The sequence below is a fragment of the Streptomyces sp. RLA123 genome (assembly GCF_056270165.1).
The window spans coordinates 1772480-1793759 of sequence record NZ_JBWDOR010000003.1; the positions used below are offsets into that span (position 1 = coordinate 1772480).

The following is a 21280-nucleotide window of genomic DNA, read 5'->3' on the forward strand; positions in this document are numbered from 1 at the left end:
CGGGAAGGCTTCGGCCTCCCGCCCCGCCCGCATTGCCGCGCCCGGCCTGACGGCACATCAACTGACGTTCGCTGACGAAGCCTTGTACAAGACTCCACGTAGATTGCATACTAAAACCTGTATCCTGGCTCCGTCACCAACCGCAGTCCGATGAGGGGGCCCATGCGCGACACACGCACCGCCGCAGCCGCCACCGTCCGGATCAACCGGCCGGCGCCGCTGCGCCAGGCCGTCTACGACGCGCTGATCGAACTCATCATCAACGGCACCCTCACCCCCGGCCAGCACCTGGTCGAAGCCGAACTCGCCGAACACCTCGGCGTCAGCCGCCAACCCGTACGCGAAGCCCTCCAACGCCTCCAGACCGACGGCTGGGTCGACCTCCGACCCGCCCAAGGCGCCTTCGTCCACGCCCCCACAGAAGAAGAAGCCGCCCAACTCCTCAGCGTCCGCGCCGTCCTCGAGACCTACTCCGCCCACGGGGCCGCGCTGCACGCGACCGAGCAGGACGTGGCCCGGCTGTGGGAACTCCAGGAGACCGGGATCGCGGCCCTGGCGGCGGACGACGCGCGGGGCATCGTCGAGGCCAACGCCGCCCTCCACGGCTTCATCACCGAGCTGTCCCGCAACAAGGTGCTGGCTGAACTGATCCCCCAGGTCGACCGGCGGGTGCGCTGGTACTACATGCCCATCGCCAAGCCCCGCGGCAAGGAAGCCTGGAACGAGCACGCCTCCCTCATCGACGCCATCGCCGAGGGCGACGCGGAACGGGCCGAGGAACTGATGCGCTGCCACACGCAGCGCACCACCGACTTCTACGGCCGGCAGATCGCCGCCGCCGGCGCCCGGAAGGGATGACGGACGACCGCCCCATCTCCCCGTACGGCCGGGGGAAATGGGGCGGGGCCGGACGAAGCAGGGAGCGCACCCCACCGGCCGGCCCCGCTCCCGTGACGCGGACGACCCGGCGCGGAACTGCCGCTGGACCGGGCCGGGCTCCGTTCGCCCGCGCACGTCTCGCGGGAGGGGGCGCCGGGGCGGGCGCCCCCTCCGGTACCGGATCGCTCAGCCGCTGCTCGCCTCGGCGGGCGAGGGCTGGACCTGGCCCGTCACCTCCCGCACGGCGGCAGGCTCCACGTGCGAGGGCCTCGGCTGGCGCAGGAACAATGTGATCGCCGCGGACAGGAAGGCGATCCCTCCGGCCAGGCTGTAGCCGCCGGTGTAGCCCCAGGCACTGATCACCGAGGCGGCCAGGCCGCCGCCGAAAACGCCGCCGAACAGCTTGGCGCTGTAGACCAGACCGTAGTTCTGCGCGTTGTTGTTCTCACCGAAGTAGTCCGGTACGAGCGCGGCGAACAGCGGGTAGAAGGCGCCGCCGCCGAAGCCGTTCACGAACGCGAAGACCAGGAAGAGGGGTTCGTTGTGGGCCTGGCCCGACCACAGGACGCCGAACTGCGCCACGCCCGCGACGACCAGGACCAGCGTCAGCGTCCGCTTGCGGCCCAGGGTGTCGGACAGCCAGCCCACCGCCGCCCGGCCGACGCCGTTGACCACGGCGAGCACACCCGCGGACGACGCGGCCACCAGCGGCCCGAAGCCGAGGCTCTTGGCGAACGGCACCTGGAAGTTGATGCCGAACAGCGACACACCGCCGATGCACACCAGCGCGAACCACATCAGCGGCAGCTGCCCGGTCCTGATCGCCTGCATCGGGGTGAACTGGGCCTTCGCCGGCGGGTTCTTGGCCAGCCGCTTCGCGACACGCGCGGAGTCCTCGGTGGTGCCCCGGTGCAGCGGGTCCACGTCCTGCGGCCACCAGCTCTTCGGCGGGTCCTTGAAAAACATGCCGCACACGCCCACCACGATGACCATGAACACGGCGATCAGGTCGAGCACCAGCTTGAAGTTCCCGGGGTGGAACCAGTAGCTGAAGACGAAGATGAACGGCAACGTCCCGTAGGCGAAGCCGCCGTTGACGAACCCGGTGCGGGCGCCCTTGTTGTCCGGGTACCACTTGCCGACCATGTTGATGCAGGTCGCGTACACGAGACCCGCTCCGGTGCCGCCGAGCACCGAGTAGCCGAGGATCACGACGACGGGGTTGCCGAAGTGGGCGACGGCCGAGAGACCGAGACCGGACAGCAGCGCGCCGGCGAGCATGGCCGTCCTGGCCGGCAGGACCCCCGTCTCCCTCAGCCGCCCTGCGGGAAAGGCCACCCCGGCCTGGAAGACCGCCCAGACGCTGGCGATCCAGAACGCCTCCGTGAGCGTCCACCCGTGGGCGCTCTCCAGCGTCGACTCCGCGGAGCTGTAGCCGTACTCGAAGACGCTGACACCCATCATCGCGAACCACGGCAGCCAGACCATCCAGGCCCGGGGCCTGCCCAGGATGGACCGGTCGGTCTCCCCGACCCGGTACACGCGGCCGTTCGCGTCGGTGACCTCCCGATAGGGAGCGGGAGCCACCTCAGGTATTGCTGACATGTGTGCCTTCCCTTGCGTGAGAAGAACCTGGCGTGCGCTCCCTGGGCTTGTCTCTTCGTGCGGCGGGGCGGTACGGATTCCCGCCCCCGCGGCACGGCCGGCACGCGGTCGTGCCGGTGGTACGCCGTCCGTCGGCTCAGGTCCGGGGCGGCATCCCGGTCCGTGCAGCACATGGTCGGTGGCACATTTGTGAAACCCACGGACGCGCGACAAAGCCGCGCCCGGGGCTGAGTTGTGGCTGGTCAGCCGGTCGTTGTGCGATGCATTACATACTGGAGATTGCATACGGTATGGATCCGCGGAAGCGTGTGTCCAGGGGATGTCGGGAAGATTGACTACCGCATTACCTTCGGCTGCCGTCCCTGCGCGGGCAACGCCACGCGACGGCAGCGGAATTCACCCGCCAGACCTGCGCAATCACGGCATCGCGGCCACCGACTGCTTCAAAGGCCGCCTCCGAAAGCCGAATTGACGGCCGCTCAGGGGCTACGGGCAGGCCGCGCGGGGAAAACCCGCTCGACCCGGTGCCCCTGGAAGAGACCCTCCGCGCATGGAGTTTCTCTGCTACCACCGCGACCGGCACGGCTCCGTGCCGTTGCGCGACGAACTGATCGAGGAGCACTGGTCCTACATGGACCAGTACGCGAAGGAGATCGGGTGTGAGTAGTTGCGGTACAGAAAGTGCCGTTGAGATTGATCTTGCTGGAATTGGCCTACCTGGGGTAGCGCCGAGGTAAGCCCAAAAGCCGCCAGTACTTGATCCTGGCGGGTGTGGTGCTCGGTCCGCTCAACGCAGGCTGGCAGCCAGGAGTGCGTTGACGCGGTTCTCGTACTCACGGCGGGCCTTGCGCTGGGCCGGGACCGCCACGGTGCCGTCGAAGGGCTGGCAGCGGTCGAGGAGTTGGCGGTGGACCCCGGGCACGGTGGTGATGCGCAAGGTGTAGCCCTGGCCGCGTCGCACGGTCACACCCTGGTCGAGCGCGGCCTGCTCGGCGTCGTTCAGGTCGGTCGCGCGGAGGAAGTCGGCGACCTTGCCCGGCATGTCGAGGGCAACCGGCAGCTCCGGGGCCGGGGTGCCTTCGTCGGCTACGACGTGTTCGGGCATGAGGTCGGCGACGGCCGTGCGGATGGCGCCCCGGCTGACGCCGTACTCACGGGCCAGGGCGGCGATGGACCGACCCTCCAGATACCCGGTGCGGACGGCGTCGGCCTTCTCGGTCTTGATGGCAGGGCGGCGTCCGCCCTTGTTGCCCTTGGCCTCGGCGGCACGCAGCCCGTCGTAGGTCAGCTCGCGCTGGAGGTCGCGTTGTAGTTCGCCGGCGGCCGCGAGGGTCTGCACCATGAACTTCACGGTGGACAACAGTTCTCCGGTGCGCGGGTGGCGAGCGGTGAGGTCCATAGCGGAGAACGCGCCGTCGTGGATGCGCAGGGCGAGACGGTCGCGATGCAGGACGTCGAGCACGTCGAGGATGTGCCCGGTGCCGCGTACGAGGCGGAACATCTCGGAGATGTGCACGGTGTCGCCCGGCCGCGCGTACGCCAGCAGGTCGCCGAACTTCGGGCGCTGGAGCGGGTGGAGGCGGCTGGAGGTGCCGGGCTCCTCCTCGAACGTCACCAGGTCCTCGATCCCGGCCTCGTCCAAGACGAGGTTCTGCCGGGCGGTCGACTGCCGGTCGGTCGACACTCGCTTGTCGACCAGGTTCGCCACCGAAGGCCCCTTCTGCTCGGAGGATCGGACCTTATCTGTCGGCAAACCCTGTCATCAATCACCATCGGATCTGATTGGATTCGCGCAGCCAACGGGCCCCGAAATGCCCGGGTTCATTGGACGTCTGCCGTGCCTGTCGTCATTCGATCGTTTGCCGACAGGCGGGGGTCGGCTGTCCCGGCGCTTGAGCGCGGGAGGCCGTCAGGCGGGGATGGTGAGGACAGCGTTCGCCACAGAACCGGCGTGCGCCGAGGTCCGTGGAGCCGTGAGGGCCGGCCGGAGCGCGTGGCGGCGTTCTGGCCAGCCCCTGGGGGTCTTCAGGCCGTCGGGCGCTTGGCGCGGGCGGTGAGGCGTTCCCAGTTGTGGTGGCCGATGTCGGCCTTCTGCTCGTCGGTGAAGGGCGAGTTCTCCAGGAAGGAGCGGGCTTCACCGTTGCTGGTGTCGACGTAGGGGAAACCACCGGGGCGGAAGCCGTAGGTGAAGGGGTAGTCGGTGGAGTACAGCATCCGGTCGGTGCCCATCACTTCGGCGGTCCAGCGCAGGTAGCGGGGGCTGTTGGTGCCGCTGCCGGCGACCCAGAAGTTCTGCTTGAAGTAGTCCGCCAGGGGTTGGCGCAGGCGGCCTGCTTCGCCGAAGAAGCCGGTGTGGTCGAGGTAGAACAGCGCGACCTCGCCCCAGTGCCCGGCGATCACCTGCAGGTCCGGGAACCGGTCGAAGACCCCCGAGAAGATCATGCGCAGGTATTGGAGACCGAGGTCGTAGTACCAGCCGAGCCCGGCTCCGGCAAGGACGGAGCCCATGGGCGCGGGGAGGTCGGAGTAGTAGGCGTCGATGACGGGCTGGACCGGTGTCTGCGGGTGGAAGTGCAGCGGCACGGCCAGCCGCTCGGCCGTGGCGTACAGCTCGTCGTTGTCCGGGTGGTCGGCCAGCTTGTCCCCGGTACGCCCGTACAGCATGGCGCCGGGAAAGCCCAGCTCGCACACGGCGCGCTCCAGTTCGGCCGCGGCCGCGGCCGGCGACTGGGTGGGAATCGCGGCGAACGCCTGGAAGCGGTCGGGCCGGGAGGCGACGATCTCGGCAAGCTGGTCGTTGGCCTCGCGGGCCACCGCGACCGCGTCGGCCTCGGACAGATCCTGCACACCCGGGGACGACAGGGAGAGCACGGCGACGTCGATGCCCTGGTCGTCCATGTGGGCCAGCCGCTGCTCGCCGACCTCGTGCAGGTTCTTGGCGATGGGGTTGTCGCCGAAGCCGCGGGCGGGGATCTGCGGCGATCCGGCCCGCTGGTACGCCTCGTAGACGGCCGGTACCACGACGGTCTCTTCCACCCCGATGATCCGCAAACGGTCGGACATGACGGTTCTCCTCGTACTGATGTTTCCAATGGAACTCCGTCAACGGTACCATTGATACTATCGACGGCAACACGAGAGCGATACCAGCGATAGCATCCAGGTTCCAGCGACGCTATCGTTGCTTCCATGCCTGTTGAACCGACCCAACCGACCCCCACCCGGCGCGCCGCGGAGCCCGCCACCGCCGCACGAGAACAGACGCGCCGCCGGATCATCGAGGCCGCGACCGGCCTGCTGGAGCAAGGGGGCCGCGACTCGGTCACCACCCGGGCGGTCGCCGACGCCGCCGGACTGCAACCGCCCGCCCTTTACCGGCTGTTCGGCGACAAGGAGGGGCTGCTGGATGCAGTGGCCGAGCACGGTTTCACCCGGTTCCTGGCAGCCAAGCAGCAGATCGAACCCTCGCCTGACGACCCGGTCAAGGAACTGCGCGTCGGCTGGGACACCGTGGTCGAGTTCGGACTGGCCAACCCCGCGCTGTACACGCTGATGTACGGCGAACCCGCCCGGTCCACGACCGTCTTCCGGATCGGCCTCGAACACCTCATGGACAAAATCCGCCGCATCGCCGCCGCGGGGCTCCTGCGCGCGGAAGAGGGACTCGCGGCCCAGATCGTCCATGCCACCGCCAGCGGCGCCATCCTGACCTGGCAGTCCGTCCCCGAGCCCGAGCGAGACCCCGCGCTCCTTGTCGCCCTGCGCGAATCGATGATCACCACCATCACCACCCAGGAACCGGCTGTGGAGGAACCGGGGCCGGGCGGCGCTGCCCGTGCCTTGCGCGCAGCACTGCCCGGCCAGAACGCCCTCAGCCAGGCCGAACAGCAACTTCTGACGGAATGGCTCCAGCGACTGTCCGCATAGCCGCTCCCCACGACCGGCCTCACGTCCATGATCGTCGGCTTGGCGTTAACCGCTGTACCGCAAGGCCGATTCCGAAACCGCGGTCCAGGCGAAGGGAACCCGTCGATGACGTGCTCAACCATGGAGACGCAACGCTTCTACGGCTCGGGGAACCTGCCTCACCCGTCCCCGCACCAGTCGCATCCCTGCTGCTGGAGTACATCGCGGACCGCGACAACATGAACACCGCCACCAATCAGGCATCCCGTTGGCTCTTCCCCGGCCGGCGGGCAGGCCAGCCTGCCCGCCCCGACCACCTGTCCGCGCTCCTGGGCGAGATCGGCGTCCCGGTCGCCGCAGCCCGGGGCGCCGCCATCCGACAGCTACTCCTTGAGCTGCCCGCCCCCGTTGTCGCGGATACTCTCGGCTCACATGACTCGGGCGAGAGGCCCTCGGCGAGAGAGGCGCCCCGGGCCGACAGCCTGGAAGGCGATGGCGAGCAGGGCCCGAGGCGAAGGCGCCAGCAGGGTGGGGGCCGGGGCGGGTCCTACTCCGCTGACGTGTGCGCCGTGCCCGCAGTGCGAATGCGCTGGCTGAGGAAGAGAGCCGCACGGTCCAGTGCCTCGTCTGCCTCGTCCAGGACGCCGGCGAACGCCTGGAACACGTGCGGCACGTCGGCGGTGATGTCCAGGATGACGTCCACTCCGACCGACCTCGCACGCTTGGCAAGGCGCGTGGAGTCGTCCAGCAGGATCTCGTTGGTGCCCACCTGGATCAGCATTGGGGGGAAGCCGGTCAGGTCGGCGAGGACGGCCGGGCTGAGCAGGGGCTGGTGCGGGTCGGCTCCGGCGAGGTACATGGCCCCGGTGTGTTCAACGGCCTTGCGGGTGAAGATCGGGTCGACGCCTTCCTTGGTGTCCATGCTCTGGCCCGTGCGGGTGGCGTCGAGGCCCGGGGAGAACGCCACGATGGCGGCGGGCAGTGGCAGGCCCGCGTCACGGGCGGCCAGGCAGGTGGTGATGGTTAGGCCACCGCCGGCGGAGTCGCCGGCAAACGCGATGGTTGAGGGGGCTTTGCCGCTGTCGAGGAGGGCGCGGTAGGCGCTCAGGGCGTCTTCGATCGCGGCCGGGAACGGGTGCTCGGGGGCGAGCCGGTAGTCCAGCGAGTGCGCCCCGAAGCCGGTCTTGGCCACGAGGTGTCCCGTCAGTGACAGGGCGGTCTCGGGGGAGCCGAACACAAAGCCGCCGCCGTGGAAATACAGGATCGTCCCGGCGCGGGGCCCGTTGTCCGGCTCGACACGCAGGGCGGGTCGGTTGCCGAGCGTCGTCCGCGTGGTGCGGATGGTGTCGGGCACGATCATCTGGGCCATCAGCGCCCTGAAGCCTGCTCGTATCTCCTCGACCGACCGTGCGCCCTCGGGTTGCGGCTGCCGCAGCATCACGTCGACCTCGGCCCGCTGTGCCTTGCTCATGGCTGTGCTCCTGTCGGAAGTAGCTTCCAGTACACTATATGCCATGGCATATACATCGGACGGTGACGCGGTCGATCTACCGGCCTTCTTCGCCGACCTCGTGCGGTGCGAGACGCGCCTCTACAACGCGCTGAACGATCGCCTCCGCACGCGGCACGGGATCGTCACCTCGCAGTTCGAGTTCCTGCGCTTCCTGCGCGACCACCCCGGGGCCCGCGTGGCGGACCTCGCAGCCGAGTTCGCCATCGGCATCGGAGCGACCAGCAAGGGCGTCGACCGCCTGGAGAAGCAAGGATGGGCCATCCGGCAGCCGAACCCGGCCGACCGCCGGTCCTCACTGCTGGACCTGACCGACGACGGCACGCGGCTCGTCGACGCGGCGGAGGAGACATTCGCCGAGGAACTGGCCGAACTGATCGGCGGCACGCTCGACATTGCCTCGGCGTCGGCCGCCGCCCATGCATTCGTGAAGCTGCGCTCGGCGCTCGAACGCAACCAGATCGGAACGCCCACAGGCTGACCGATATCGCCTCTGTCCCGGGCGGCCGCGACTCCCGGCCCGCGCGGGGTACGGTGAGCGGCCCAACGGGTCGGGTGTGCGGGGTCAATCGTCGTCCTCGTCGTCCTCGACGGCGTCCGGGTCCCGGAAAGGGCGCAGGCCCTGACCGGGACCGCTGGCCTTGATGCTGAACAGGTAGCGGCCCAGGAAGTTGATGTGCCGGTCCTTGAGCGGAGAGAGGCGGGCCACGTCCTCGTCCTTGATGTCGTGACCCTCGGCGCGGAGCTGGGCGACCGCGGCGTCCAGGTAGCGTGTGTTCCACAGCACGACGGCGTTGAGGACCAGGCCGAGGGCGGCGAGCTGGCCTCCTGGCCCTCGCGGTACGCCTGGCGGATCTGACCCCGCCCACCGTGGCAGATCGCGCGGGCAAGCCGATGGCGGGACTCCTGCACGGTGAGCTGCCGGTTCATCAGGCGGCGGTAGGTGTCGTCCATCGGGTCGACCAGGGCGAGCAGGTGCACGGCGGCAGCATCGCCAGGCGCTCCCGCTCCGAGGCCCGCCGCGCCGGGCTGATCAGCCGGTTCGCCATCAGCACTGCGAACAGGTCCAGCGCGTCATCGACTGCCTGCGCCTCCAGCTGACGCACCACTGCCGTCAGCAACGCGGTCCGCCGCGGATCGGGCGCCCGCTCGATCGTCTGCGCCTTGCTCAGCTGCCCGTACCGGGCCGTGGACATCCGGTTCACCAGCACCCGGGACAGGTTCACCCGCCCCAGCGCGAACGCGGAGATCTCCTCCACTCGCTCCATGGCCCGCACCATCGCGGTGCCCGTTGACTTCGTCGGCGGCGTCCGCAGCCGCTCCAGCTCCGAGACCCGCTTGCCCTCCGGCACCACCAGCAGCTCAGCCAGCGCAGGCACCAGCGCGGGATCGGCCCGGTGCGCAGCGCGGGCCACCGCCTCGTACCCGCGCCGCTCGGCCACCGTACGGGCCTCGGACACCTGCCGGGCCAGCACACTCACCCCGGCAGCAGCACCCGGTTCTTGCGCAGCCACGTCACCGCGTGGTTGAACAACGCCACCGGCCCCTCGGCGTGCGTCCACGCCCGCCCGTACAGAAAGCTGCGGAACTCCCGCCCCCACTTCCGGTCGGTGAAGTCTCGGTACTTGAACCGCTCCTGGATCTCCGCTGCGTGCTCGTACGGTGTCCTGCGCCGCTCCGGGTACCGTTTCACGCACGAGGCGTCCGCGATGCCGAGCTGCCCGGCCAGGTACTCCACGACCTCCCACGGCACTGCGAGCGGGTCCTCACCCGGAAACCGGCCGACGTAGCGGACGGTGCAGATCTGTACCGCCATCCCCAGCCGGTGTGCGTCCGTACGACGCAGCGCGATCAGATCACGGTCGTCGTCATCGAGGAAGAAGAACCGCTCCAGCTCCGGGCGCGTGGGCACCTCGGTGAACGTCCCGTACGGCCTGCTCATCAGTCAGAAATTCCACCGGCACGACCGGACCGTAGCCAGCACCGACAGCCACCCGACGATCTTTCCGAGAACCCCGGCGGCACCCCGGTAGATGTGCTGGCCGACCATGATCAATCTCAGCGGCACTTTCTGTACCGCAACTACTCACAACCGGAGGGCCCCGCGAGTTCGCGAAAACTGAAGGCTCTTCAGCGCGAACCCGCGGGTTTACCGGTATGCATCAGGCCGGTGCATCCGTGAGTTCGGGTGGAACATGGGGATGCTGAGCGATCCGAAGGGCTTCGGCGGCAATGCCGGCGGACATCTCGGTTATGACGGGCGCCCGCCGAACTGCCAGTTGTGCACCTCGATGTCGGCGTACCGGTCCGGGGTCAGGATGGCGCGTGCCGTGTCTGGGTCCGGCACCCGGACCAGCGCGGCCGTGCCCAGCCAGGTGGTGCCGTCGTCGGACAGCAGCGGCCCGTAGGCGATCAGCTCGTCGCGGTCGGGCGGCAGTGCGAGGTCGGCGGCCTGCCCCGCGCCGAGGTCGAGACCGAGCACCAGGTACCGGTTGCCGCTGGTCGGGCCGCCGGGGAAGTCCCACATGGTGCGCCCCAGCAGGTTGCGCCACCGTCGCAGCAGCACGTCCCGGTAGACGCCGGCCTGGTAGTTCGGCTCGTCGAAGGCGAACGCGCGGGCGGCGACGGGATCGGGCAGGTCGACGATGTGCACGCTGCCGGTGGGTGTGTCGCCGTCGTCGGCGAGGGTCGGGCCCCGGGCGATCATCTCGTTCGCGTACCGGTCCATGTAGGACCAATGCTCTTCCAGTAGCTCGTCGCGCAGTGGCAGGGAGCCGGGCCGGTCGCGGTGGTAACAGAGGAACTCCATGCCCAAGGATCGCTTCACGGAGGTAACCAGGTCGAGCGGGTTTCACTGCGGGGGCTGCTCGGCGGCCTGTTCCAGCAGGGCCCGTGCGGAGTCCGCGTAGCGCATCGCGGTCTTCTCATCGAGTCCGAAGACCTCCGCGAGGTGGAGCGGGTCGGGGCCTTGGACCAGTGCTTCTTCGAGCTGCCGGTCCACGCGGAGTCTCTCCAAGGTCGCGTCCTGCCCCCGCATCGCGGCGCTGATCCAGTGGTTGCTGGCTCGGCCGGTCGTCTTGGCGGTCTGGTTGTTGATCAGCAGGTGGAGGTTGGCGGTGTTCGGCCACCGTCGGCGCCGGTGCTCCAGCCAGTCCAGCAGCAGCTTCAGGGTGAGATCGTCGAGCGGGCGGGCGCGTCCGGCGATGGTCAGCCGGCGGTTGCCGAGGTCGACGTCGTCGAGCATGAGGGTGGCGATCTGGGCGACCCGGGCGGCGTGGACCGCCGCGAGGGCACAGGCGGCAGTAGTTCCACTTCAGCGGCTGGACGCGACGGCAACCGGTGCATGCGGCCGCTTCGTGGCCGCGGCCGAACATGTAGCAGGTCGGGCAGAGGCGGCCGCTGAGGTTTCCCCAGGGCAGGCAGCTCTCGCAGGAGTCAGTGGGCTTGACGTAGCCCTTCGGGAACCGTGCCACCGGCTCACTCCGGCGGCAGCGACCGGCCGTCCCGGCGCTTGGGGATCACCTTCGGTGCGGCGGTTCCCGCGCCGACCGCCACCCGTTCCGTCTCCTCTACCTGGCCAGGGCGGTGGACCTTCTCCGGTTCGGGGATCAGCAGGTCGCCGATCTCGCAGCCGAGGACCACACAGATGACGTCCAGGTCGTCCAGTTTGAGGGAGACCGGCTGGCCGGACCACAGGCCGGACATCTTGCCGGTCGAGATCACCAGGCCCTGCTCGGCCAGGCTCCGCTGGAGCTCGGAAGCCTTCCAGATACCCTTGTTCGCGGCGGTCAGCCGCAGGTTCCACCTCATCGGCCCAGTCCTTCCAGCCGCTTCGCGGCCCGTTCCATCCCGGCGGCCCAGGCGTCCTCGACCCGGGTCTGCTGCACGTGGATATACCGCATGGTGGTGGCGATCCAGGAATGTCCTAAGTCCTCCTGGATTGCGAGCAAGTCCAGCCCATGCCCATAGAGTTGGGACGCGCAGAAATGCCGCAGCACGTGCGGTGTCAACTTGTGTGTCCAGCCCGGCAGATGAGCCTCGACCGCGTTGTCGAGCCCGTTGCGCAGGGCGTCGTCGCCGACCCGGCGGGCGGAGCCGTCGGTGTTCTTGCGCTCGGAGGGAAACAGCGGGGCACCGGGCCGGGCGTGGTCGTCGTCGAACTGGCCCCACACGTCCTCGATGAACCACCGCAGTGTCCGGTCGGCACCGTTGATCAGCGGCACCATCCGCTCGCGCGGGCCCGAGCCGCGGGCGCGGTCCCACTTGATGTCGTCCAGGTCGAGCCCGCATGCCTCGCTCACCCGGAGGCCGACCTGGGACATCAGCTTCGAGGCGGTGTAGTTCCGGGCGGTCGGGGCGAACTTGCGGCACGTGGCCGGCTCGCCGCCCCAGCCGGTGAACAGCGCCCCGATCTCCGGCTCACTCGGCGGGATCCGCAGCTGGGCGTCCTTGGCCCCGCGCGGCCGGTTCATCTCGTCGATCGGGCACTCGACCACCCGGCCGGTCATCCGGTGGAGCTCGACCTTGTGCCACAGCTCCAGGAACATGAAGTACGTGCTCAGCGCCTGCGCCCGGCCCAGCCGGGTGCCGCTCGGCGAACCACGCAGCACCTTCCCGAAGTACACGTCCGCGTCGGCAGGCTCCATGTCCCACAAGGGCCGGCCGAACCACGTCCTCATCTGATCCAGGTGACCGACGTCCCCGCGGATGGTGCCGTCCGCCAGGCCCGCCGAGGCCCGCGCGAGGACCAACCCGGACAGCACGTCGGTCTCGAACCGCTCCAGTTCCTCCGCCGACGCGGGCGCCCAGTGCTCACGCAGGTCCCGTACGACTGCCAGCGCCGCCAACCCGAGCCTCCTCGCCTTCGACCCGACTGCGAATCGGTCGGACGAGATGAGAACGCTTCAAGAATCCCGAAGTTACGTCACAAGCCTGCAGAGCACACGAAGGAGGAACAACCCCCTGGCCACGGGCACAGGGACTCAGCGAGGCTCAGGGGAACTCACGGGATGTCGCACAGATGATCGCCCGGGGCCCGACCCCTCGCTGACGACCGCGACACACCCACCGGAAGTGTGCACATCGTCGACCTGCCCGACCCCGCCGCCGCCCGCGCGTTCGCCTTCGCACCATGTGGGACTTCCCCGGCGGCAGGACCGGCGGCGACCGGTACCTGGTGCTCGGGCTCGGCGCGGGGCAGGCCGCCGACCTCGTCCCGCCGCCTGGCGCGGACGACCTGATCGCCTACGGGCCGCTGCTCTCGGACGACGGCAGCGCCTGGCTGGGTACGGCGGCACCGCTCCGGGCGCCGGATCCCGGGACGGCACGTGCCGTCCTCACTCCGGACCGGTACGTGGCCGTCGAGGTGCACGACTGGCAGTTCGGCGGGCGGCCGTCATGACCCGGGGCCGGCCGGCACATGGCTCTGTGCCGGCCTGACCCAAACCGCTCAGTTGGCGGTGGTGCGGCGGCCTCCCCGGCCGCCCTGCCCGCCGCGGCCGCCGGCGCCACCACGGCCGCCCGTGCCGCCCTGGGCGTCACCGGAGGCCGTACGGCGGCCGGTGCCGCGGGTGGCGTTGCCGGAGCCGGAGCCGTTCGCCGTACCGGAAGCGGTACGCCGGTCGGAACCGCGTCCGCCCGTGGTGGCGGAGCCGGTCGCGGCCCCGCGGGTTCCCGTCCTGCGGCCGGAGCCGGCCGAGGCGCGGCGGTCCGCACCCTGTCCGCCGGTGCCGGTGCCGGTCCCTGCGGTCGCGCCGCCGCCCGCACCGCTGCGGCGCCGACGGCTGGGCCGCTTGCCGGGCTCGCCGGTGCGGGGGGCCAGGGCCGCCGGCTCGGGGACCTCGATGGTGACGGCCACACCGGACGGCTCGCGGGCGCCGGTGATGGTCGTCAGTGCCGCGTCGCTGGAGGTGACGCGGGCCGTCCGGGGGCGGATGCCCGCGGCCGACATGAGCTGGGTGACATCGCGCTTCTGCTCGGGCAGGACCAGCGTGACCACGCTGCCGGAGCCTCCGGCGCGGGCCGTGCGGCCGCCGCGGTGGAGGTAGTCCTTGTGGTCGGTGGGGGGATCGACGTTCACGACGAGGTCGAGGTCGTCCACGTGTATACCGCGCGCCGCGACGTTCGTGGCGACCAGCGCGGTGACCACACCGGTCTTGAACTGCTCCAGGGTGCGGTTGCGCTGCGGCTGCGAGCGGCCGCCGTGCAGGGCCGCCGCGCGGACGCCGACGGACAGCAGCCGCTTGGCGAGGCGGTCGGCCGCCCTCTTGGTGTCGAGGAAGAGGATGACCCGGCCGTCGCGTGCCGCGATGCGCGTGGTGACGGCCTTCTTGTCGGTCTCGTCCAGGACGTGGAGCACGTGGTGCTCCATGGTGGTCACCGCTCCCGCGGACGGGTCCACGGAGTGCACCACGGGGTCGCTCAGGAAGCGCTGCACCAGGCGGTCGATGTTGCCGTCCAGGGTGGCCGAGAAGAGCATGCGCTGGCCGTCGGGCCGCACGCGCTCGATCACCTTGGTGATCTGCGGCATGAAGCCCATGTCGGTCATCTGGTCGGCTTCGTCGAGCACCGTGATGCGCACGTCGCCGAGCAGGCAGGCACCCTGCTCCACCAGGTCGTTGAGCCGGCCGGGGGTCGCCACGACGACCTCGACGCCGCGCCGGAGCGTGGCGGCCTGCTTGGTCATGGACAGCCCGCCGACCACCGTGGTCAGCCGGAGGTTCACGGCCGTCGCGTACGGGGTCAGCGCGTCCGTCACCTGCTGGGCAAGTTCACGGGTGGGCACCAGCACGAGGGCGAGGGGTGCCTTGGGCTCCGCGCGCAGTCCTGCCGTACGGGCCAGCAGCGCCAGCCCGAACGCGAGGGTCTTGCCGGAGCCGGTGCGTCCCCGTCCCAGGAGGTCCCGGCCCGCCAGCGAGTTGGGCAGCGTGGCGGCCTGGATGGGGAAGGGGTCGGTCACGCCCTGCGCGGTGAGGGTCTTCAGCAGCCCCGCGGGCATGTCGAGGGCGGCGAAGTCCTCGACGGCGGGAAGGGCGGGAGTCGTGCTTTCCGGCAGCCGGAACTCCCGCGGCGCCGACGCTGCGGACGGTGCGGGCGACGACGTGCGCCGGGCCGGCTTCTGGGGCCTGCGGGACATGCGGTACTGCCTTCCTGGAACCAGCGCAAACCGGGGTCCGCACCAAGACGGTGCGGACCCCGGTGAGCAGATACGCGTCAGGCGATCAGGCGGGGACGATGTTCTCCGCCTGCGGGCCCTTCTGGCCCTGGGTCACGTCGAACGAGACCCGCTGGCCCTCCTGGAGCTCGCGGAAGCCCTGGGTCGCGATGTTCGAGTAGTGGGCGAAGACGTCGGGGCCGCCGCCGTCCTGCTCAATGAAGCCGAAACCCTTTTCGGCGTTGAACCACTTCACGGTTCCCTGTGCCATGACGCTCTCCTTCAGGTAGGCAGAGGCCCCATCCGGAGATGCCGGGTAGAACAAATAATGCGCCCGAAGGAGAAGTTTCCCCTCAGGCGCACATAGATCCATGGGTACCACAACTGCAACTTCGGGAACCCTAGCACAGCGCGACGGCCCACGACGGGCCACGGGAGCGCGACACCGTCCTCCGGGCCTCCGTGGCCCGGCGGGCGCCGACCGCGCCGCCGGGCCGTTCCCGGGGGCTCGCGGGGGCCGCGAGCCTCACGACCCCCGCCGCGTGTGAATCCGGCCACATGCCGCGGGCAGCGGGCAGCGGCCTCCCCCGCCCGGGGTTCCAGGGGCTCGCGGCAAGCCCCTGTCGTCCCGGCCGGCGCTCCCGTGCCTCCCCGGTCCTGCCCGGGAGAGGGTCGCACCCGGGGTCAGCGCATGAGCTTCACCGCGGCCACCACCAGGGGGTCCAGGCCGTCCGCTCCGGCGTCGACGTACTCCAGGAGCCGGGCGCGCATGCGCGGGTCCCAGAACCTGCCGATGTGGCCGGCGACGGCCTCGGCGGCCCGCTCACCGGGCAGGTGCACCAGGTTCGCGGCGATGTCGTTCGCCATCCTGCGTTCCGACGGCACTCCCGCTGCCATGTCAGTCCCCCACCGTGAGCAGGCCGCCCTGGACGGGCCCGGCGTTCTCGGCCGGCTCGGCGTTCTCGGCGGCCTCGCCCCGCGCCGGCCGCGCGAGCCCGACCTGCACGGCGGTCACCTTGTACTCCGGGCAGTTGGTCGCCCAGTCCGAGTTCTCGGTGGTCACCACGTTGGCGCCGGTCACCGGGTGGTGGAACGTGGTGTAGACGACCCCGGTCGGCATGCGGTCGGAGATCTCCGCGCGCAGCGTCGTCTGCCCCACCCGGCTGGCCAGCGTCACCATGTCGCCGTCGTTGATGCCGCGCACCTCGGCGTCGTGCGGGTGCAGTTCCAGGATGTCCTCGGGGTGCCAGGCGACGTTTGCGGTGCGGCGGGTCTGCGCCCCGACGTTGTACTGGCTGAGGATCCGGCCGGTGGTCAGGACCAGCGGGAAGCGCCGGGTGCTGCGCTCGTTCGTCGGCACGAAGGTGGTGACCTGGAACTTGCCCTTGCCCCGGACGAACTCGTCCACGTGCATGATCGGCGTGCCTTCCGGGGCCGTCTCGTTGCACGGCCACTGGACGCTGCCGAGCTTGTCCAGCAGCTGGAAGGAGACGCCGGTGAAGGTCGGGGTGACCTGGGCGATCTCGTCCATGATCTGGCTCGGATGGTCGTACGCCATGGGGTGGCCCATGGCCGTGGCGATCTCGCTCACGATCTGCCACTCGTGCTTGCCCGTCCTCGGCTTCATCACCGCGCGCACCCGGTTGATCCGGCGCTCGGCGTTGGTGAAGGTGCCGTCCTTCTCCAGGAAGGACGCGCCGGGCAGGAAGACGTGCGCGAACTTGGCCGTCTCGTTGAGGAACAGGTCCTGGACGACGACCAGTTCCATGGCCTCCAGCGCGGCGGTGACGTGCTTGAGGTTGGGGTCGGACTGGGCGATGTCCTCGCCGTGGACGAACAGGCCGCGGAAGGTGCCGTCGATCGCCGCGTCGAACATGTTGGGGATGCGCAGCCCGGGCTCGGCGAGGAGGGTGCCGCCCCACAGGTTCTCGAACACCTTGCGCACCGCGTCGTCGGAGACATGCCGGTAGCCGGGCAGTTCGTGCGGGAACGAGCCCATGTCGCAGGAGCCCTGCACGTTGTTCTGGCCGCGCAGCGGGTTCACGCCGACGCCGTCCCTGCCGAGGTTGCCGCAGGCCATCGCGAGGTTGGCCATCCCCATGACCATGGTGGAGCCCTGGCTGTGCTCGGTGACGCCGAGGCCGTAGTAGATGGCCCCGTTGGGCGCCTGCGCGTACAGTCGCGCCGCCGCGCGCAGTTCCGCGGCCGGCACGCCGCAGATCTCCTCGGCCGCCTCCGGGCTGTTCTCCGGGCGGGCGATGAACTCCGCCCACGCCTCGAAGTCCTCGCACCGCTCGTCGACGAAGGCCCGGTCGACCAGGCCCTCGGTGACCACCACGTGCGCCATGGCGTTGACGACGGCGACATTCGTGCTGGGCCTGAGCTGGAGGTGGTGCTCGGCCTCGATGTGCGGGGAGCGCACCAGGTCGATGCGGCGCGGGTCGACGACGATGAGCTTGGCGCCCTCGCGCAGCCGGCGCTTCATCCGCGAGGCGAACACCGGGTGCCCGTCCGTGGGGTTGGCTCCGATCACCATGATCACGTCGGCCTGGGCCACGGACCGGAAGTCCTGTGTGCCGGCCGATTCGCCGAACGTCTGCTTGAGCCCGTATCCCGTCGGGGAGTGGCAGACCCGGGCGCAGGTGTCCACGTTGTTGTTGCCGAAGGCGGCGCGCACCATCTTCTGGACGACGTAGACCTCCTCGTTGGTGCACCGCGAGGAGGTGATGGCGCCGATCGCGCCCGATCCGTACGTCTGCTGGAGCTCGCGCATCCGCCGGGCGACGGTGCCGATGGCCTCGTCCCACTCGACCTCGCGCCACGGGTCGGTGATGCTCTCGCGCACCATGGGCTTCAGCACCCGGTCGGGGTGGGAGGCGTACCCGAAGGCGAAGCGGCCCTTCACGCAGGAGTGGCCCTCGTTGGCGCCGCCGTCCTTGTACGGCACCATCCGCACCAGCTCGTCGCCGCGCAGCTCGGCCTTGAACGAGCAGCCGACGCCGCAGTACGCGCAGGTGGTGACCACCGAACGGGTCGGCATGCCGAGCTCGACCACCGACTTCTCCTGGAGCGTGGAGGTCGGGCATGCCTGGACGCAGGCCCCGCAGGAGACGCACTCGGATTCCATGAAGGTCTCGCCGGCGCCCGCCGAGACCTTGGAGTCGAAGCCGCGGCCCTCGATGGTCAGCGCGAAGGTGCCCTGGACCTCGCCGCAGGCGCGGACGCAGCGGGAGCAGGCGATGCACTTGGACGCGTCGAAGTCGAAGTACGGGTTGGAGGTGTCCTTCTCGGCGTCGAGGTGGTTCTCACCCTCGTAGCCGTAGCGGACCTGCCGCAGCCCGACCACCCCGGCCATGTCCTGCAGCTCGCAGTCGCCGTTGGCCGGGCAGGTCAGGCAGTCCAGCGGGTGGTCGGAGATGTAGAGCTCCATGACGCCCTGGCGGAGCTTCTCCACCTTAGGGGTCTGGGTCCGCACGCTCATCCCGTCCGCCACCGGCGTGGTGCAGGAGGCGGGGGTGCCCCGGCGGCCGTCGATCTCCACCACGCACAGCCGGCAGGAGCCGAACGGCTCCAGGCTGTCGGTGGCGCAGAGTTTGGGGATGTCGATGCCGGCGAGCGCGGCGGCGCGCATCACGGAGGTGCCCTCGGGCACCGCCACCGGTATCCCGTCGACCTCCACCGACACCGTCGCCGCGCCGGGCCTTTCGGGTGTGCCGTAGTCGGGTTCCTTGAGGAGCGTCATGCCGTGCCCTCCGTCCTGGCGCCACTGGGCTGCCTGTTCCGGCTCCCCTGGCCGGTGTCACGAGCGAGGAAGTCGTCGGGGAAGTGGGCGATGGCGCTGCGCACCGGCATGGGGGTCAGGCCGCCCATCGCGCACAGCGAGCCGTCGGTCATCAGCTCGCACAGGTCCTCCAGCAGGGCGAGGTTCTCGTCCCGCTGCTGACCGGCCACGATCTTGTCGATCACTTCGACGCCGCGGACGGAGCCGACCCGGCAGGGTGTGCACTTGCCGCAGGACTCCTCGGCGCAGAACTCCATCGCGAAGCGGGCCTGCGCGGCCATGTCGACGCTGTCGTCGAACACGACGACGCCGCCGTGACCGAGCATGGCGCCGGCCGCCGCGAAGGCCTCGTAGTCCATCGGCAGGTCGAACATCGTCGTCGGCAGGTAGGCGCCCAGCGGCCCGCCGACCTGCACCGTGCGCACCGGGCGGCCGGAGACCGTCCCGCCGCCGTAGTCCTCGACCAGTTCGCGCAGGGTGATGCCGAAGGCGGTCTCCACGATGCCGCCGCGGGCGATGTTGCCGCCGAGCTGGAACACCTGGGTGCCGCGCGACCGGTCGACGCCGAGTTCCTGGTAGGCCTTCGCGCCGTGGGACATGACGACGGGCACGGTGGCGAGGGTGAGGACGTTGTTGACGACGGTCGGCTTGCCGAACAGGCCCTCGATCGCGGGGATCGGCGGTTTGGCGCGGACGGTGCCGCGCTTGCCCTCCAGGCTCTCCAGCATGGAGGTCTCCTCGCCGCAGATGTACGCGCCCGCGCCGACGCGCACGTGCAGGTCGAAGTCGAGCGCGGAGCCGAGGATCCCCTTGCCGAGCCATCCGCGCTCCCGCGCGATGTCGATGGCCGCGCGCACGGTGGCCACCGCGTCGGGGTACTCCGAGCGGATGTAGAGGTAGCCCTCGCGGGCGCCGACCGCGTGCGCGGCGATGGTCATGCCCTCGATGAGCATGAACGGGTCGCCCTCCATGACCATGCGGTCGGCGAAGGTGCCGCTGTCGCCCTCGTCGGCGTTGCAGCAGACGAACTTCAGCTCGTCGGTGCACCCGAGCACGGTCTTCCACTTGATACCGGCGGGGAATCCCGCGCCGCCCCGGCCGCGCAGTCCGGAGTCGGTGACCTCGGTGACCACGTCCTCGGGGGTCAGTGCCAGCGCCGCGCGCAGCCCTTCCAGGCCGCCGTGCGCCAGATAGTCCTCGGCCGACAGGGGGTCGGTCACGCCGATTCTGGCGAAGGTGACCCGCGTCTGCCGTGCCAGCCAGGGCAGTTCGTCCACGATGCCGAGGCGCAGCGGATGGTCGGCGCCGTCGAGCAGGCCCGCGGCCAGCAGGCCCTCCACGTCCGAGGGGGCGACCGGTCCGTAGCCGACGCGGCCGGCGGGGGTGGCCACCTCGACCAGCGGCTCCAGCCAGAGCATGCCGCGGGAGCCGTTGCGCACCACCTCGACGGGCAGCTCCCGTTCGGCGGCGGCGTGCCGCAGCGCGTCCGCGACCTCGTCCGCGCCGACGGACCTGGCCGCCGAGTCGCGGGGGACCCAGACCGTCACGGCGGAATCCGAAGAGCGCTGTGTCATGAGACCGTCCCCTTGAGAATGGAGCCCAGCCGGGCCGTGCCCACGCGTCCGTACAACCGGCCGTTCACCTCGACCGAAGGCCCCAGGGCGCAGTTGCCGAGGCAGAAGACCTGCTCGACGGTCACCGAGCCGTCGGCCGTCGTCCCGCCCGGTTCCAGACCGGATTCGCGGGCCCAGTCCATCAGGCTGTCGGCGCCGACGGCCTGGCACGCCTCGGCGCGGCATATCCGCACGGTGGTGCGCCCCGCGGGTTCACGCCGGAAGTCGTGGTAGAAGGTCACCACGCCGTGGACGTCCGCCCGGGAGAGGTTGAGCTCGTCCGCGAGCACGGCGACGGCCTCCTGCGGCACGCACCCCAACTCGGCCTGTACGGCGTGCAGTACGGGCAGCAGCGGCCCCCGGTCGTCCCGGTGGCCGGCGGCTGCGGTCCTGACCACCTGCTCGACGGTGGCGTCGGTCCCGCCCGCGCTCCCCGGCGTCATGACCGCTCCGCCTTCACGACGAGCGGGAGTCCGGGCGCGGGATGCTCAACTGCCGTCCGGCGCATTCGATACACACACATTCGGGCCCCTTGACCTCTCCTGCGGATGCGCGGGGTCCGTGACCGACGTACAGAGCCGCTTCGGTTTTCAGGCGGTGCTGGCGGTACCCCTAGGACAATAACGCATACAAGCTTCTGCATACAGAATCCCGACGCACTTTTGTGAGTCCGGCGGCGCCGACGGCACACCGCCCGCGCGCGCCCGACACGCCTCCGCATACCGGCAGCACACGCCATGTTGCATACCAAAACCTGTACACTCAGGCCTCCCCGCCGTCCTCGCCCCTCACGGCGGACTCCACTGGCAGAGCCGTCGGCCCCTCAGGCTCGC

The 21280-nt window shown here is 70.3% G+C and carries 17 protein-coding genes and 4 pseudogenes; 5 read left to right on the plus strand and 16 right to left on the minus strand.

From position 1 onward, the window contains the following. The first annotated feature begins 162 nt into the window (after positions 1–162). On the plus strand, positions 163–858 hold the full coding sequence (locus RV983_RS08000) for a GntR family transcriptional regulator (protein ID WP_475985085.1): 696 nt from the start codon (positions 163–165) through the stop codon (positions 856–858). A gap of 207 nt (positions 859–1065) precedes the next feature. Here the strand turns inward: RV983_RS08000 and RV983_RS08005 are convergent, their stop codons facing one another. Beyond that, positions 1066–2484, minus strand: coding sequence for an OFA family MFS transporter (locus tag RV983_RS08005; RefSeq protein ID WP_475985086.1), 1419 nt, complete (start codon positions 2482–2484; stop codon positions 1066–1068). A gap of 550 nt (positions 2485–3034) precedes the next feature. On the opposite strand from RV983_RS08005, the pseudogene RV983_RS08010 reads away from it, so the two are divergent. Then, positions 3035–3139, plus strand: a pseudogene (locus tag RV983_RS08010) (YciI family protein); the annotation flags it as partial. Between the two features lie 132 nt (positions 3140–3271). On the opposite strand, the gene RV983_RS08015 reads toward RV983_RS08010, so the two are convergent. Next, entirely contained in the window at positions 3272–4192 is a 921-nt protein-coding gene (locus RV983_RS08015) for a recombinase family protein (protein WP_475985087.1), read from the minus strand. A 317-nt stretch (positions 4193–4509) separates the two neighbouring features. Continuing rightward, positions 4510–5547, minus strand: a complete 1038-nt coding sequence (locus RV983_RS08020; RefSeq protein WP_475985088.1) for an amidohydrolase family protein — start codon at positions 5545–5547, stop codon at positions 4510–4512. 126 nt (positions 5548–5673) lie between these two features. Between RV983_RS08020 and RV983_RS08025 the strand changes: the two genes are divergently transcribed. Next, on the plus strand, positions 5674–6411 hold the full coding sequence (locus RV983_RS08025; protein WP_475985089.1) for a TetR/AcrR family transcriptional regulator: 738 nt from the start codon (positions 5674–5676) through the stop codon (positions 6409–6411). Between the two features lie 526 nt (positions 6412–6937). On the opposite strand, the gene RV983_RS08030 is transcribed toward RV983_RS08025, so the two are convergent. Continuing rightward, positions 6938–7861, minus strand: coding sequence for an alpha/beta hydrolase (locus RV983_RS08030; protein WP_475985090.1), 924 nt, complete (start codon positions 7859–7861; stop codon positions 6938–6940). A gap of 43 nt (positions 7862–7904) precedes the next feature. On the opposite strand from RV983_RS08030, the gene RV983_RS08035 reads away from it, so the two are divergent. Further along, a complete protein-coding gene (locus tag RV983_RS08035) occupies positions 7905–8381 on the plus strand; it encodes a MarR family winged helix-turn-helix transcriptional regulator (protein ID WP_475985091.1) in 477 nt (158 codons plus the stop codon). An 84-nt stretch (positions 8382–8465) separates the two neighbouring features. On the opposite strand, the pseudogene RV983_RS08040 reads toward RV983_RS08035, so the two are convergent. From RV983_RS08040 to RV983_RS08065, 6 genes and pseudogenes are all read right to left on the minus strand, one after another. Beyond that, positions 8466–8890, minus strand: a pseudogene (locus RV983_RS08040) (Tn3 family transposase); the annotation flags it as partial. Beyond that, positions 8884–9864, minus strand: a pseudogene (locus RV983_RS08045) (DUF4158 domain-containing protein); the annotation flags it as partial. The pseudogenes RV983_RS08045 and RV983_RS08040, both read right to left, overlap by 7 nt. Before the next feature lie 287 nt (positions 9865–10151). Then, on the minus strand, positions 10152–10709 hold the full coding sequence (locus RV983_RS08050; RefSeq protein ID WP_475990250.1) for a YciI family protein: 558 nt from the start codon (positions 10707–10709) through the stop codon (positions 10152–10154). 42 nt (positions 10710–10751) lie between these two features. Then, positions 10752–11144 carry a hypothetical protein gene (locus RV983_RS08055; protein ID WP_475985092.1) on the minus strand — a complete coding sequence of 131 codons (393 nt, stop codon included), beginning with the start codon at positions 11142–11144 and terminating at the stop codon, positions 10752–10754. Between the two features lie 233 nt (positions 11145–11377). Continuing rightward, positions 11378–11710, minus strand: coding sequence for a helix-turn-helix domain-containing protein (locus tag RV983_RS08060; RefSeq protein WP_475985093.1), 333 nt, complete (start codon positions 11708–11710; stop codon positions 11378–11380). Then, positions 11707–12747 carry a tyrosine-type recombinase/integrase gene (locus RV983_RS08065; protein WP_475985094.1) on the minus strand — a complete coding sequence of 347 codons (1041 nt, stop codon included), beginning with the start codon at positions 12745–12747 and terminating at the stop codon, positions 11707–11709. The genes RV983_RS08060 and RV983_RS08065 overlap by 4 nt, the downstream gene beginning before the upstream one ends. Positions 12748–12905: 158 nt before the next feature. Here RV983_RS08065 and RV983_RS08070 point away from each other — a divergent pair. After that, positions 12906–13301 (plus strand): annotated as a pseudogene (locus RV983_RS08070) (YciI family protein); the annotation flags it as partial. Positions 13302–13349: 48 nt separating this feature from the next. Here RV983_RS08070 and RV983_RS08075 read toward each other — a convergent pair. The 6 genes from RV983_RS08075 to RV983_RS08100 form a co-directional block, all read right to left on the minus strand. Then, positions 13350–15035, minus strand: a complete 1686-nt coding sequence (locus RV983_RS08075; protein ID WP_475985095.1) for a DEAD/DEAH box helicase — start codon at positions 15033–15035, stop codon at positions 13350–13352. Positions 15036–15120: 85 nt separating this feature from the next. Further along, complete coding sequence (locus tag RV983_RS08080) at positions 15121–15324, minus strand: cold-shock protein (protein ID WP_030069301.1); 204 nt, start codon at positions 15322–15324, stop codon at positions 15121–15123. Between the two features lie 413 nt (positions 15325–15737). Next, entirely contained in the window at positions 15738–15920 is a 183-nt protein-coding gene (locus RV983_RS08085; protein ID WP_475985096.1) for a formate dehydrogenase subunit delta, read from the minus strand. A gap of 31 nt (positions 15921–15951) precedes the next feature. After that, positions 15952–18795, minus strand: coding sequence for a formate dehydrogenase subunit alpha (gene fdhF / locus RV983_RS08090; protein ID WP_475985097.1), 2844 nt, complete (start codon positions 18793–18795; stop codon positions 15952–15954). Then, positions 18792–20408, minus strand: a complete 1617-nt coding sequence (locus RV983_RS08095) for a formate dehydrogenase beta subunit (RefSeq protein ID WP_475985098.1) — start codon at positions 20406–20408, stop codon at positions 18792–18794. Before RV983_RS08095 ends, fdhF begins: the two co-directional genes overlap by 4 nt. Further along, complete coding sequence (locus tag RV983_RS08100; RefSeq protein ID WP_475985099.1) at positions 20405–20890, minus strand: NAD(P)H-dependent oxidoreductase subunit E; 486 nt, start codon at positions 20888–20890, stop codon at positions 20405–20407. Before RV983_RS08100 ends, RV983_RS08095 begins: the two co-directional genes overlap by 4 nt. Between the last annotated feature and the right edge of the window lie 390 nt (positions 20891–21280).

Coding starts and splice junctions, on each gene's coding strand:
- RV983_RS08000 (WP_475985085.1), top strand. CDS start 163: ATGCGCGACACACGCACCGCCGCAGCCGCCACCGTCCGGATCAACCGG.
- RV983_RS08005 (WP_475985086.1), bottom strand. CDS start 2,484: ATGTCAGCAATACCTGAGGTGGCTCCCGCTCCCTATCGGGAGGTCACC.
- RV983_RS08020 (WP_475985088.1), bottom strand. CDS start 5,547: ATGTCCGACCGTTTGCGGATCATCGGGGTGGAAGAGACCGTCGTGGTA.
- RV983_RS08025 (WP_475985089.1), top strand. CDS start 5,674: ATGCCTGTTGAACCGACCCAACCGACCCCCACCCGGCGCGCCGCGGAG.
- RV983_RS08030 (WP_475985090.1), bottom strand. CDS start 7,861: ATGAGCAAGGCACAGCGGGCCGAGGTCGACGTGATGCTGCGGCAGCCG.
- RV983_RS08035 (WP_475985091.1), top strand. CDS start 7,905: ATGGCATATACATCGGACGGTGACGCGGTCGATCTACCGGCCTTCTTC.
- RV983_RS08050 (WP_475990250.1), bottom strand. CDS start 10,709: ATGGAGTTCCTCTGTTACCACCGCGACCGGCCCGGCTCCCTGCCACTG.
- RV983_RS08055 (WP_475985092.1), bottom strand. CDS start 11,144: ATGCTCGACGACGTCGACCTCGGCAACCGCCGGCTGACCATCGCCGGA.
- RV983_RS08060 (WP_475985093.1), bottom strand. CDS start 11,710: ATGAGGTGGAACCTGCGGCTGACCGCCGCGAACAAGGGTATCTGGAAG.
- RV983_RS08075 (WP_475985095.1), bottom strand. CDS start 15,035: ATGTCCCGCAGGCCCCAGAAGCCGGCCCGGCGCACGTCGTCGCCCGCA.
- RV983_RS08080 (WP_030069301.1), bottom strand. CDS start 15,324: ATGGCACAGGGAACCGTGAAGTGGTTCAACGCCGAAAAGGGTTTCGGC.
- RV983_RS08085 (WP_475985096.1), bottom strand. CDS start 15,920: ATGGCGAACGACATCGCCGCGAACCTGGTGCACCTGCCCGGTGAGCGG.
- fdhF (WP_475985097.1), bottom strand. CDS start 18,795: ATGACGCTCCTCAAGGAACCCGACTACGGCACACCCGAAAGGCCCGGC.
- RV983_RS08095 (WP_475985098.1), bottom strand. CDS start 20,408: ATGACACAGCGCTCTTCGGATTCCGCCGTGACGGTCTGGGTCCCCCGC.
- RV983_RS08100 (WP_475985099.1), bottom strand. CDS start 20,890: ATGACGCCGGGGAGCGCGGGCGGGACCGACGCCACCGTCGAGCAGGTG.